General features: G+C 68.6%; 10 protein-coding genes. 7 read left to right on the forward strand and 3 right to left on the reverse strand.

The annotated features are described in order from the left end of the window. The first annotated feature begins 24 nt into the window (after positions 1–24). Positions 25–1,278, forward strand: coding sequence for a cysteine--1-D-myo-inosityl 2-amino-2-deoxy-alpha-D-glucopyranoside ligase (gene mshC, locus DCI01S_RS07900; RefSeq protein ID WP_061228713.1), 1,254 nt, complete (start codon positions 25–27; stop codon positions 1,276–1,278). Between the two features lie 6 nt (positions 1,279–1,284). On the opposite strand, the gene DCI01S_RS07905 is transcribed toward mshC, so the two are convergent. Then, positions 1,285–2,211, reverse strand: coding sequence for a PAC2 family protein (locus tag DCI01S_RS07905; protein ID WP_061228714.1), 927 nt, complete (start codon positions 2,209–2,211; stop codon positions 1,285–1,287). Positions 2,212–2,261: 50 nt separating this feature from the next. Between DCI01S_RS07905 and metH the strand changes: the two genes are divergently transcribed. The 5 genes from metH (at position 2,262) to DCI01S_RS07930 (ending at position 10,201) form a co-directional block, all read left to right on the forward strand. Then, entirely contained in the window at positions 2,262–5,822 is a 3,561-nt protein-coding gene (metH, locus tag DCI01S_RS07910; protein ID WP_061228715.1) for a methionine synthase, read from the forward strand. Between the two features lie 223 nt (positions 5,823–6,045). After that, positions 6,046–6,753, forward strand: a complete 708-nt coding sequence (locus tag DCI01S_RS07915; RefSeq protein ID WP_061228716.1) for an HAD family hydrolase — start codon at positions 6,046–6,048, stop codon at positions 6,751–6,753. Between the two features lie 5 nt (positions 6,754–6,758). Beyond that, positions 6,759–7,022 carry a phosphoribosyl-ATP diphosphatase gene (locus DCI01S_RS07920; protein ID WP_061228717.1) on the forward strand — a complete coding sequence of 88 codons (264 nt, stop codon included), beginning with the start codon at positions 6,759–6,761 and terminating at the stop codon, positions 7,020–7,022. Between the two features lie 63 nt (positions 7,023–7,085). Next, positions 7,086–7,937: an ATP phosphoribosyltransferase gene (gene hisG / locus DCI01S_RS07925; protein WP_061228718.1), complete on the forward strand. Its 852-nt coding sequence runs from the start codon at positions 7,086–7,088 to the stop codon at positions 7,935–7,937. Positions 7,938–8,038: 101 nt separating this feature from the next. Further along, positions 8,039–10,201, forward strand: coding sequence for a DUF262 domain-containing protein (locus DCI01S_RS07930; protein ID WP_061228719.1), 2,163 nt, complete (start codon positions 8,039–8,041; stop codon positions 10,199–10,201). Between the two features lie 62 nt (positions 10,202–10,263). On the opposite strand, the gene DCI01S_RS07935 is transcribed toward DCI01S_RS07930, so the two are convergent. Then, positions 10,264–11,031: a thioesterase family protein gene (locus DCI01S_RS07935; RefSeq protein WP_061228720.1), complete on the reverse strand. Its 768-nt coding sequence runs from the start codon at positions 11,029–11,031 to the stop codon at positions 10,264–10,266. After that, positions 11,031–11,942 (reverse strand): RecB family exonuclease, encoded by a 912-nt coding sequence (locus DCI01S_RS07940; protein ID WP_061228721.1) that lies wholly within the window; start codon positions 11,940–11,942, stop codon positions 11,031–11,033. The genes DCI01S_RS07935 and DCI01S_RS07940 overlap by 1 nt, the downstream gene beginning before the upstream one ends. A gap of 56 nt (positions 11,943–11,998) precedes the next feature. On the opposite strand from DCI01S_RS07940, the gene DCI01S_RS07945 reads away from it, so the two are divergent. Beyond that, positions 11,999–12,838 carry a tRNA (adenine-N1)-methyltransferase gene (locus DCI01S_RS07945; RefSeq protein WP_061228722.1) on the forward strand — a complete coding sequence of 280 codons (840 nt, stop codon included), beginning with the start codon at positions 11,999–12,001 and terminating at the stop codon, positions 12,836–12,838. Positions 12,839–12,910 lie beyond the last annotated feature (72 nt).

Here is a 12,910-nt window from a genome sequence, read left to right on the forward strand (position 1 = left end):
CGGGCGGTCTCTAGACTCGGCCCCATGCACTCGTGGTCTTCGCCTGTCGTCCCCTCGGTCCCCGGCGACGGCGTCCCCCTGAAGTTGTTCGACACCGCCGGGGGTGAGGTCCGCGAGGTGGAGCCCGGCCCGGTCGCGGGCATGTACGTCTGCGGGATCACCCCCTACGACACCACCCACCTGGGTCACGCGGCGACCTACCTGACGTTCGACCTCGTCTACCGGCAACTGCTGGACGCGGGTCACGAGGTCCACTACGTCCAGAACACCACGGACGTCGACGACCCGCTTTTCGAGCGGGCAGAGCGTGACGGGGTCGACTGGCGCGAGCTGGGGGACCGGGAGACCGACCTGTTCCGCGAGGACATGGAGGCGCTGCGGGTGCTACCGCCGCGCGACTACGTCGCGGCCACCGAGACGATCGACGAGGTGGTGGAGATGGTCGGCGAGCTGCTCGACCGCGGCCACGCCTACCGGATCGACCCGGACGTCGACGGCTACTCCGACGTGTACTACCGGCATAGAGCCACCGCCGACTTCGGATACGAGTCGGGGTACGACGACGACGAGATGGCGGTCGCGTTCGCCGAGCGCGGTGGCGACCCGGACCGGCCCGGCAAGGAACACCCGCTGGATGCCCTGCTGTGGCGGGTCGAACGGCCCGGCGAGCCGTCGTGGCCGTCCCCCTGGGGGGCGGGCCGACCGGGTTGGCACATCGAGTGTTCGGCGATCGCCCGCAACCGGCTCGGGATGGAGTTCGACATCCAGGGCGGCGGCAGCGACCTGGCGTTCCCCCACCACGAGTTCTCCGCCGCGCACGCGGAGGCCGCGGCGGGCCGGCGACCGTTCGCGCGGTTCTACGTGCACGCCGCGATGATCGGCCTCGACGGCGTCAAGATGAGCAAGTCGCTCGGCAACCTCGTGCGCGTGCAGGCGCTGCGCGAGCAGGGCGTGGATCCCGCCCTCATCCGGCTCGGGCTGTTCGCCGGGCACTACCGCGTCGACCGCTCGTGGTCCGATGAGCTGCTCGAGCGGGCACACGCCCGGTACGGCCTGTGGTGCCGGGCCATCGGCCGGGGGGTCGGCGCGGACGCGGCGCCCGTGATCGCGGAGATGCGCGAGCGCCTCGCGGACGACCTCGACACGCCCGGCGCGCTCGCGGTGATCGACGCGTGGGCGTCCGCCACGTTGGACGGCGACGACTCCGACCCGTCCGCCGGCGCCGGCATCGCGACCGCGCTGGACGCCCTGATGGGGATCCCGACGATCGCCGTCTGACGCCGGTCAGCCGGCGTCGGGCTCGTCCCGGTCACCCCGCAGGAAGCGCTCGAACTCGGCGGCGATCGCCTCGCCGTCGACCAGTGGCATCGCCTCCCCGCCGGACGCGCGGCCGCGGTCGGGCTCGGGGTCCACGCCCGGCGTGACCCCCGACTCCTCGTCCAGCCGGTCCTCCAGGGACCGGATGTAGTCGCGCAGGTCCTCGTCCTCGCTCGCCGCGGCGTCGACACGCTCGGCCCACGTCCGGGCCTGGACGCGGAGCGCGTCCATCGGCACGGCCATCCCGAGGTTCTCGGCGAGCCACGACAACATCGCCTCGGTCCCGCGCGGGTTGGGCGGGGAGGCCACGTAGTGGGGCACGCCCGCGAACAGGCTCAGGGTGGGCACGCCCGCCTCGGTGAGCAGCTGCTGCAGCACGCCCGACATCCCGGTCGGCCCCTCGTAGTCCGAGGGGGCCACGCCCATGGTCGTCATCCGCTGACGGCTGAACGCCGCACCGGTGAGCGGCACCGGGCGGGTGTGCGGCACGTCGGCGAGGTAGGCCCCCAGCAGCACGACCTGGGAGACGCCCAGGGTGTCGACGAGGTCGACGAACTCGGAGGCGAACCGCCGCCACTTCAGGGCCGGCTCGGGCCCGCGCACCAGCAGGACGTCGTTGGCAACGCCGTCCGGCCGACACGCCGAGACGACGATGCGCGGCCACTCCACCGAGCGCGAGACCCCGCCGGCGAACCGGACGACGGGCCGCTGCTCGAGATAGTCGAAGAACTCGTCACCACCGACCTCGGCGATCTGGCGGGCCTCCCAGTTGAGCGCGAGGTGTTCGATGGTGCCGGTCGCCACGTCCGCCGCGTCGTTCCAGCCCTCGAAGGCCACGATCATCACCGGGCTCTCGAGATCGAGATGCCCGTCGGGACTCCATTCGACAGTCATCAGTACAGCCTACGTACCTCCGATCCGGAGGCACCCATACACTGGGGCCCATGTCTGTCGATTTCGATTCGCCCTTGTTGGACGCCGCCCGTCGGCGAGTACTGATCGGTGACGGGGCGATGGGCACGATGCTGCAGGCGGTCGACCTCGACGTGGACGAGGACTTCCTGGGTCTCGAGGGCTGTAACGAGATCCTCAACGCGACGCGGCCGGACGTGGTGTCGGGGATCCACCGTGCTTTCTTCGAGGCCGGAGCCGACCTGGTCGAGACCAATACCTTCGGGTGCAACCTGTCCAACCTGGGCGACTACGACATCGTCGACCGTATCGGCGAGCTCGCCGAGAAGGGTGCGGCGATCGCGCGCGGGGTCGCCGACGAGATGGGCCCGTCCGAGGACGGGACCCCGCGGATGGTGTTGGGTTCGCTCGGGCCCGGGACCAAATTGCCCTCACTGGGTCAGACCACCTTCGAGGACATCCGAGACGCGTACTCCAAGGCCGCCGAGGGGCTGGCCCGCGGGGGAGCGGACGCGTACCTGATCGAGACGAGCCAGGACCTGCTGCAGGTCAAAGCCGCGGTCCTCGGGTGCCAGGACGGCATGGCGGCCGCGGGACGGCGGTTGCCGATCATCTCGCACGTCACCATCGAGACGACCGGCACGATGCTGCTGGGATCGGACATCGGCGCGGCACTGACCGCGCTGCAGCCGCTGGGCATCGACATGATCGGCCTGAACTGCGCCACGGGGCCGGCCGAGATGGTCGAGCACCTGCGCTACCTGTCGCGGCACGCCGAGATCCCTGTGTCGGTCATGCCCAACGCCGGCCTGCCCGAGCTGGGGGAGCACGGCGCCGTCTACCCGCTGGGTGCCGAGGAGTTCGCGCCCCAGGTGGCCGACTTCGTCTCCGAGTTCGGCCTCTCAATGGTCGGCGGCTGCTGCGGTACCACGCCGGAGCACATCACCCGGCTCCGGGAGCAGGTGGGCACACGGACGAGGGCCGAGCGCACGGTCGAGCCCGTCAACGCGGTCGCCTCGCTGTACAGCTCCACGCCGCTGCGCGCGGACGCGGGCATCATCATGATCGGTGAGCGCACCAACGCCAACGGCTCCAAGCGGTTCCGCGAGGCGATGCTGGCCTCCGACTGGGACACCTGCATGGACATCGCCAAGGAGCAGATGCGCGACGGCGCCCAGATGGTCGACCTCTGCGTCGACTACGTCGGCCGCGACGGCTCCGGGGACATGGCAGAGCTGGCCGGCCGGATGGCCACGTCCTCGACGCTGCCGATCATGCTCGACTCGACCGAGCCCGAGGTCATCAGGGCGGGCCTGGAGAAGCTGGGCGGTCGCTGCGCGGTCAACTCGGTCAACTACGAGGACGGCGCGGGGCCGGACTCGCGGTTCCAGCGGATCATGCGGCTGGTGTCCCGGCACGGCGCGGCCGTCGTCGGTCTGACGATCGACGAGGAGGGCCAGGCCCGCACCGCCGACCGCAAGGTCGAGATCGCCGAGCGGCTCATCGCCGACCTGACCGGGAACTGGGGGATGGCGGAGGAGGACATCATCATCGACTGTCTGACCTTCCCCATCTCGACCGGGCAGGAGGAGGTCCGCCGCGACGGCATCGAGACCATCGAGGCGATCCGTCGGCTCACCGGGGCCCACCCGCGTATCCACACCACGCTGGGTCTGTCGAACATTTCGTTCGGCCTCAACCCGGCCGCCCGCCAGGTGCTCAACTCGGTGTTCCTGCACGAGTGCGTCCAGGCCGGTCTCGATTCGGCGATCGCGCACAGCTCCAAGATCCTGCCCATGAGCAAGATCGACGACCGTCAGCGAGAGGTGGCCCTGGACCTGGTCTACGACCGTCGCCGCGAGGGCTACGACCCGCTGCAGGTGTTCATGGAGCTCTTCGAGGGCGTCTCCGCGGCCGGCGCCAAGGACGCCCGCGCCGCCGAGCTCGCGGCGATGCCGCTCATGGAGCGCCTGGCCGCGCGGATCGTCGACGGCGAGCGCAAGGGACTCGAGGAGGATCTCGACGCCGCGATGGCGGAGATCCCCCCGTTGGAGATCATCAACTCCCACCTGCTCGGTGGGATGAAGACGGTCGGTGAGCTGTTCGGCTCCGGTCAGATGCAGCTGCCGTTCGTCCTGCAGTCGGCCGAGACGATGAAGGCGGCGGTCGCCCACCTCGAGCCCCACATGGAGGCGAGCGATGAGGACGGCAAGGGACGGATCGTCCTGGCCACGGTCAAGGGCGACGTGCACGACATCGGCAAGAACCTCGTTGACATCATCCTGTCCAACAACGGCTACGACGTGGTCAACATCGGCATCAAGCAGCCGATCTCGGAGATCATCTCCGCGGCACGCGAGCACAAGGCCGACGTGATCGGCATGTCCGGTCTGCTGGTGAAGTCGACCGTGGTGATGAAGGACAACCTCGCCGAGCTCAACTCCGAGGGCATCGCCGGTGAGTTCCCCGTCCTGCTCGGCGGCGCGGCCCTGACCCGCTCCTATGTCGAGGTCGACCTCGCCGGGATGTACCAGGGCGATGTGTTCTACGCCCGCGACGCGTTCGAGGGCCTGCGGCTGATGGACGAGGTGATGACGGCCAAGCGGACCGGCGTCCCGATGGCACAGTCCTCGGAGGCCGCGGCCAAGGCGGCCGAGCGTCGCGAGCGCCGTGCCCGCAGTGAGCGGATCGCGGCCAAGCGCGCGGCCGAGGCCGAGCCCGTGGTCATTCCCGAGCGCTCGGACGTCGCCGCGGACCAGCCGATAGCGACCCCGCCGTTCTGGGGCACCCGCATCGCCAAGGGCATCCCGGTGGCCGACTACCTCGGGCACCTGGACGAGCGCGCGCTGTACTTCGGGCAGTGGGGCCTGCGTGGCACCCGCAGCGGGGAGGGGCCGGACTACGACGAACTGGTGGAGACCGAGGGCAGGCCGCGCATGCGCGCCTGGATCGACCGTCTCACCACCGAGGGCCTCCTGTCGCACTCTGCGGTGGTCTACGGCTACTTCCCGGCATACTCGGTCGGCGACGAGATCTGGGTCCTGGCCGAGCCGCGTCCGGACGCCGAGGTGCTGCACAAGATCGCGTTCCCGCGCCAGCAGCGCCCCCGCTTCCTGTCGATCCCGGACTTCGTGGCCTCCCGCGAGCGCTGCGAGGCGGAAGGCATGGTGGACGTCCTGCCGTTCCAGCTGGTGACGATGGGCACCCCGATCGCGGACTTCGCCAACGAGCTGTTCGCCGGGGACAACTACCGGGACTACCTCGAGGTGCACGGACTGTCGGTGCAGCTCACGGAGGCACTGGCGGAGTTCTGGCACCGACGCGTGCGCGACGAGCTCACCCTGCCCGAGGGATCGGTCTCCGACGAGGACCCCGACAGCATCCAGGACTACTTCAACCTCAAGTACCGCGGAGCGCGCTACAGCTTCGGCTACGGCGCGTGCCCGGACCTGGAGTCGCGCAAGGTAGTCGTGGACCTGCTCGAGCCCGAGCGCATCGGGGTGGTGCTGTCCGAGGAACTGCAGCTACACCCGGAGCAGTCGACGGACGCGTTCGTGCTGTACCACCCCGAGGCGAAGTACTTCAACGTCTGAGCCGTCGGACGGAGCGTCGGCCGAATCCCGGGCGGGTAAGATCACCTTCACCCGGCCTGAGGAGATCGTCATGCTCAGCATCGGCGGGTCCGCCGCCCTCGCCGTGGTGGGTGCCGTCCTCGCCGGGGGCGGCGCACGGACTGCCGCACTGTCACCGGTCGCGGCCGCCGGCGGCCTGCCGCGCGTCACCCCCGGTTCACCTGCTTCGGGTAGACAGTAGGCCGTGACCAGCACCTCTACCGCCCACCTCCCCGCCGCGGTGTGTCTCGACATGGACGGCACCCTCGTCGACACCGAACGACTGTGGGACATCGCCGTCTTCGAGCTCGCCGAGCACATGGGACGGCCGCTGGACGAGGCGACCCGCGAACGGACACTGGGCAACTCCCTGCACGGGTTCTTCGAGATCCTCGGCGAATACACCGGACGCCGGATCGAGGGCGAGGAGTTCGACCGTCTCGCGCATCGCCTCAACTCGCGCGTCACGGAGCTCATGCGGACCGACATGCGGTGGCGCCCGGGTGCCGAGGAACTGCTGTCCGACATCGCCGCGACCGGGGTCCCCGTCGCCCTGGTGACCAACACGACCGCCGACGTCGCCGTGGTGCCGCTGGAGTTCATCGACCGGTCCCGGTTCGACGTGGTCGTCACCGGCTGCATGGTGGCCGAGGGGAAACCGGCGCCGGACCCGTACCTGCTCGCCTGCGCTGAGCTGGGCGTCCAGCCCGGGTCGGCGGTCGCGGTCGAGGACTCGGTCACCGGGGCCACCGCGGCGGTAGCGGCCGGGTGCCGCGTCCTCTACATCCCGTCCACCGACGGTCAACCCGACGTCGCGGGGGCCCACACGCACTCGACGCTCGAGGGGGTCGACGTCGCGGGGCTCCACGCGCTCACCTCGGGGTCACCCGTGGGCGCGGCTGTGGGACAATAGGCCGCGTGAAGACCTTCGACTCCCTGTTCGCCGAGCTCTCCGAGCGGATCACCGCGCGCACCGAGGGATCCGGCACCGTCGCCGCGTTCGACAAGGGCGTCCACCATCTGGGCAAGAAGGTCATCGAGGAGGCCGGAGAGGTCTGGATCGCGGCCGAGTACCAGTCGGACGAGGAGTTGGCGGAGGAGATCTCCCAGCTCCTGTACTGGACCCAGGTCATGATGCTCAAGCGCGGACTGACCCTCGGGGACGTCTACCGACATCTCTAGGTCTGGCCCGTCCGGGTCGCGACCCATGTCCATCCTCACGCTCACAGATCCCGGAGACCCGTCATGCTGCGTGTCGCACTGCCCAACAAGGGCGCACTGTCCGAGTCCGCCTCCGAGATGCTCTCCGAGGCCGGTTACCGCCGTCGCCACGAGGGGAGCAAGGACCTCACCCTGATCGACCCGGACAACGACGTCGAGTTCTTCTTCCTTCGACCCAAGGACATCGCCGTCTACGTCGGCTCCGGCCGACTCGACCTGGGGATCACCGGCCGCGACCTGGCCGCCGATTCGATGGCCGAGGTGAACGAGGTCCTGGATCTCGAATTCGGCCACTCCACGTTCCGGTACGCAGGACCCGCCGGCGCGGGATGGTCGACCGACCGACTCGCCGGCGCCCGGATCGCGACGTCGTACCCGAACATCGTGCGCCGCGATCTCCAGCGGCGGGGGGTCGAGGCGGAGGTGATCCGCCTGGACGGCGCCGTGGAGATCTCCATCCAGTTGGGTGTGGCCGATTGCATCGCCGACGTGGTGGGGTCCGGCCGGACGCTGAAGGTCCACGGCCTCGAAGCGTTCGGCGACGTGCTGTGTGACTCCTCGGGCGTCTTGATCTCGCGCGCGGACGCCGAGGTGACGGCCGCGATGTCGCAGATGCGCGCGCGACTCCAGGGCGTCGTCTTCGCCCAGCAGTACATGATGCTGGACTACAACTGCCCCAAGGGCCTCCTCGACGAGGTCTCGACGATCACGCCGGGGATCGAGTCACCCACCGTGTCCCCGATGGCCGACCCGGCGTGGATCGCGGTCCGGTCGATGGTGCCGCGCAAGCGGGTCAACTCGATCATGGACGAGTTGGCCGCCGCCGGCGCGAAGTCGATCATCGCGACCGACATCCGCTCCTGCCGCATGGGATAGGACTATCGCCGCTGCCGAAGGTGTGCGAGAAATGCGCCGCTCCGCGATAGCCGAAACGTGGCCCAACTCGATGAAATGTTCGCACTGTTACACTTCTACGGGTGAAGGCCGAGCAGCGCACGTTCAGCGAATTGGTGGATGGACAGCGGCAGTTGCTTGTCCCGCTGTACCAGCGCCCTTACAGCTGGACTAAAAAGCAACGTGCAATTCTCGTCGACGACATCTTCGAGAAGTTCGAAGATGTTGACACGCCCGATAACCACTTCCTCGGATCTGTCGTCTTGGCGCCCGCAACCGGTTCTAGCTTCTTCGGGATCCAGCGCCTCCTAGTCGTGGACGGTCAGCAGAGGCTCACCAGTCTCTACATCTTCGTTCTGGCGATCCGCGACAGGTTGCGAGAGCGAGATCAGAACGGCGCTGCCGAGAAGACGAACGACGTCTACTTGATAAATCGGCACGAGACCGGGGAATCACGGCTCAAGCTCCTTCCGACACAGTTGGACCGTACTGCGCTGGAGCACTTGGTCGACGGCACGACTCGCCCGGACGGCCCCTCTGAGATCCTCAACGCTTTCGATGAGTTCAGCGCTCTGGTCGACACGATGGACGACGACCGACTTTCCAGGCTACTGAACGTGATCACCTCTCGAATGGAGATCATCGCAATCTCCCTGTCGGCCGAGGACAATACTTTTCGAATATTCGAATCGCTGAATGACAAGGGGCTTTCCCTGACTCAGGGCGACCTTCTCCGCAATCATGTGTTCATGATGCTGCCCACGCAGGGAGACCTCGTCCACAGGACAATGTGGGCGGACATTGAGCGGAACATTGGCTCCGATCGAATCGAGGATCTCGCTTACCTGGATATGGTCTTGCGAGGAACTCCGACACTGTCGAAGAAGAACACCTACCAAGCCCAGAAGAACAGGCTCACGCGGCGAGCGGCGGACGAGGACGACGTGATCGACTTCGTGCGCGATCTTCGTCGCCGGAGTACCTACCTTCGGAACATTCTCTCTCCGGAGACGTCAGACAGTCCCACCGTCGCCGCAGCACTGCGACGAATCAAGCGCCTCGGAAACGAGACCATCCACCCACTTGCATTGTTTCTGCTCGAAGGCCGCGGGGAGGGCCAGATGAGCGACGACGACGTAGCGCTGGCGCTGCACTACGCGGAATCGTTCTTGGTCCGCCGGACCCTGGCCGGGCTGACTGCCGCTGGCCTGAACCGGCTGTTCACTAGATTGCCTCAAGAGCTGGACTTCGCGGAACATGTCCCTTCGCGTATTCGCCTCATACTGTCGCGGCCCCAGTACCGCTGGCCGAACGACGACGAGCTCCGGAACAACGCAGTCCGCGAACGGCTGTACAACATCTCGAGGAACCCGACGCTCCGTCACGTCCTGCTGGGCCTGGAGGAATCCTACGGACACAAAGAGCTCGGCCTAATTAACTCGGAGTCGCTCTCTATCGAGCACATCCTTCCGCAGAAGCCGCCGTCATCTTGGGAGGCCCCCATCCTGACGATCGACGGGATCGATCCGGAGATGCAGCTGCACTGTTTGGGAAACCTCACGCTCACCGGTTTAAACAGTGAGATGGGAAATAACACTTTCTCTGTCAAACGCCAGACTCTGCGTAGCAGCAAGCTTGCCCTCAACGTCGAGATCGCCTCGCATCCCCAGTGGGGGAGCGCGGAAATCCTCGAACGCGCGAGGGAGTTGGCAGATCGCGTGGCCTCCCTCTGGGCCGGCCCGGCGGTCGCAGGAAATCAACCTGCGTCCGCCTCAGATACCCGGCCGGCCCGGGTGTCCCCGGGCCCCCGCGTTCCGGACGGCGAAACCAGTGGGTTCGGCTGCCAACGGCCTGCGGAGACAGCCGCCGGTCTGACAGAGCCTCCCAAGGCACCAATAAGCGGTATCGGGACTGCTTCCGTTCCTTCGTCATCGCCACCTCGATCAACTCGGCCTGTGCGAGCCTCCCGTTCGAATACAGCGCGGGGCTCGACTGTCACGCCGGCTCCGCTACATAAGAGCTACAGCGGGTCGATCGAGGAACATCTCCGTGAATGCCTCCAGCGGGTCGCCCCAGGCGGCTACCTGACCACCAATCAGATCTGTGCGATGGAGTCGTCGGCATTCAAACGACGGGGATTGACGCGAGCCCGGCTCGACGACTGGCTGACTGAGAACGAGCGGTACCACACGGAGTTCTGGCTCGAACGAACTGCGCGCAACGTCACGGTCTACCGGACGAGGTAGCACACTTACCGCAGCACACCGGGGCTCTGAAGTCCACCAGCCGCGTCCGTACATTCTCGGGCTCACACCCGCTCGACGAGCAGGGCCTGCAGGGTGTCGCCGATCGCGCCCTTCTCATCGAACAGTGTCCCGGAGGTCGCGCCGACCCCGTCCGGTCCGATCGACGCCCGGGCGGCCACGCCGATCCAGCGGCCGACGGGCGGTCGGTGCAGGTGCGTCACGAGGTCGGTGTTGAGAAACCGCCACTCGGCGGGCTCGAGGACCGCGCCGACCCCGTTGGCGATGTCGGCCACGCACATCACGTGCTGGACGGGCGTCGGCTCCTCCCCGGCGACCAGCGGCAGAGTGGGCCGGGCCCAGACGGTGCCGTCCTCGGCGCCGCGGATCTCGAGCGAGTCGATGTAGCCACTCGTCCAGCGGGTGAAGAAGTCGCCGTTGTGATCGGTGTCCGGCAGTACGCGCGGCGTCTCGGCCGCCTGCTCGACGTGGGTGGTGTCGCCGGTGGCGAGTCGCCACGCACTCGCCCGCGCGACGGTCCGTCCGCCGGCGACGAGCTCCGACTCCAGCAGCTGGATCCGGCGGCCCGGTCGGACCACGCGGGCACGGGTCCGCAGTTCACCGAGCGGGACGGGCCCCAGCAGATCGACGGCCACGCGGGCGATGCGTGCGCCGCCGCCGGCGTCGAGGCGCTCCATGGCGCGGGTGAGGATGGCCGAGGGCGGCGCTCCGTGCTGCAGGTCCGGGCCCCAGGCGCTGACGGTGTGCGGGGTCGCGCGGAAGACCTCCCAGCCGTCGTCGGATCCCAGCGGCTCGAAGTAGGCCTCCGTCATCATGAACTCCTCGGTTCTCCTCGCCCGGTCAACAGATCGCGTGCGCCGGCGGGGACCACGCGGGTCCCCGGCCACCCCGGGTACTCGGGCGGGGTGCCGCCGAACGCCGGGCACAGCGCCTGATGATTGCACCAGTCGCACAGGCGGGACGTGCGGGGGCGGAAGTCACCGGTCTGCCCGGCCCGCTCGATCTCCGACCACAGCGCGTCCAGGGACGCCTCGGTCTCGACGAGCGACGCGTGGTCCGGGGTGAAGGTGAGCCAGCTGCCGTTCTTGAGATAGATGAGTTTCAGCTGCGCGGGCAGCACACCATGGATGCGCTGGTACATCAGGGCGTAGAACCGCATCTGGAACATCGCCTGGTCCTGGAAGCGCGGGTGCGGGGGTTTACCCGTCTTGTAGTCGACCACCCGGACCTCCCCGGTGGGCGCGACGTCGACCCTGTCGAGGAAGCCGTGCAGCGGGGTGCCGGCCGCGGTGGCGGTGACCAGGTACTGCTCGCAGGAGGCGGGGGAGAAGCGCTGCGGATCCTCGACGCCGTAGAGCGCCGCGACCAGCGCCGCGACCTGCGCCTGGAAGTCGGCGCGGTCGGACAGCGGGACCACCGTCGCGCCGTCCTCCTCGGCGTAGAAGCGCTCGACGGCGGCGGGGACGAGGTCCGCGGCGCGCTGCGGCGCCCGCTCGGACTGCTCGAGTCCGTACAGCTCCTCGAGCACGGAGTGGACGACCGTGCCGAGGACCTGGGCGCGAGTCTTGGGCTCCGGGATGCGGTCCACGGCGCGCAGCCGGTACAGCAGCGGGCACTGCCGGTAGTCGGACGCGCGAGAGGCCGACAGGGCGAGGGGCTTGCGCTCCGGCAGGGGTACGTCGCCCGCTGCCGGGATGGCACCGATTTCGAGGGGATCCGTCACACCTGGCAGGGTAGACAACCGGTCGGACAACCGACCCCCCGTCCTCTGGAGGTCCCGTGCAGCGATCCGGCCCGTTCGTCGTGGGTGACCGCGTCCAGCTCACCGACACCAAGGGGCGCAAGTACACCGTCGTGCTGGTCGAGGGTGCGGAGTTCTTCACCCACCACGGCGCGGTGCGCCACGACGATCTCATCGGTGCGCCCGAGGGATCGATCATCACCTCGACCAAGGACGCGCAGTACCTCGCGCTGCGCCCGCTGCTCACCGACTATGTGCTGTCGATGCCGCGCGGCGCGCAGGTGATCTACCCCAAGGACGCCGCGCAGATCGTCCACGAGGGCGACGTGTTCCCCGGCGCCCGTGTCCTCGAGGCCGGCGCGGGGTCGGGGGCCCTGACGTGCTCGCTGCTGCGGGCGGTCGGCCCGGAGGGGAGGGTGTTCTCCTACGAGATCCGCGAGGACCACGCCGAGCACGCCGAGCGCAACGTCCGCACCTTCTACGGTGAGCACCCCGGGAACTGGGACCTCCGGGTCGCGGACCTGGCGGAGACCTCGGTCGAGGCGCTGGGCGGTCAGGTCGACCGCGTGGTGCTGGACATGCTCGCGCCGTGGGAGTGCCTGCCGACGGTGAGCGAGGTCCTGGTGCCGGGTGGGGTGCTGGTGGCCTACGTGGCCACGACCACGCAGCTGTCGGACGTCGTCGAGGCGCTGCGGCGCCAGCAGTGCTGGACCGAGCCCCGAGCGTGGGAGTCGATCAACCGCGGGTGGCACGTGGTGGGCCTGGCCGTGCGCCCCGAGCACCGCATGCAGGGCCACACCGCGTTCCTGGTGACCGCGCGTCGCCTCGCCGAGGGGGTGACGACCCTCAAGCCCAAGCGTCGCAGCGGTAAGGGCTGAGGGAGCGCGCGCCCACCCGCGTGCCACCCCGGCGATAGGGTGAAGGGGACGACGACGAGGAGACCCGTCGAC

Origin of the sequence: Dietzia cinnamea NBRC 102147 (genome assembly GCF_001571065.1) — a bacterium.
Taxonomy (GTDB): domain Bacteria; phylum Actinomycetota; class Actinomycetes; order Mycobacteriales; family Mycobacteriaceae; genus Dietzia; species Dietzia cinnamea.

Bases quoted from the DNA above. Each gene is read 5' to 3' on its own strand.
- mshC (WP_061228713.1), top strand. From the start codon at position 25: ATGCACTCGTGGTCTTCGCCTGTCGTCCCCTCGGTCCCCGGCGACGGC.
- DCI01S_RS07905 (WP_061228714.1), bottom strand. From the start codon at position 2,211: ATGACTGTCGAATGGAGTCCCGACGGGCATCTCGATCTCGAGAGCCCG.
- metH (WP_061228715.1), top strand. From the start codon at position 2,262: ATGTCTGTCGATTTCGATTCGCCCTTGTTGGACGCCGCCCGTCGGCGA.
- hisG (WP_061228718.1), top strand. From the start codon at position 7,086: ATGCTGCGTGTCGCACTGCCCAACAAGGGCGCACTGTCCGAGTCCGCC.
- DCI01S_RS07935 (WP_061228720.1), bottom strand. From the start codon at position 11,031: ATGACGGAGGCCTACTTCGAGCCGCTGGGATCCGACGACGGCTGGGAG.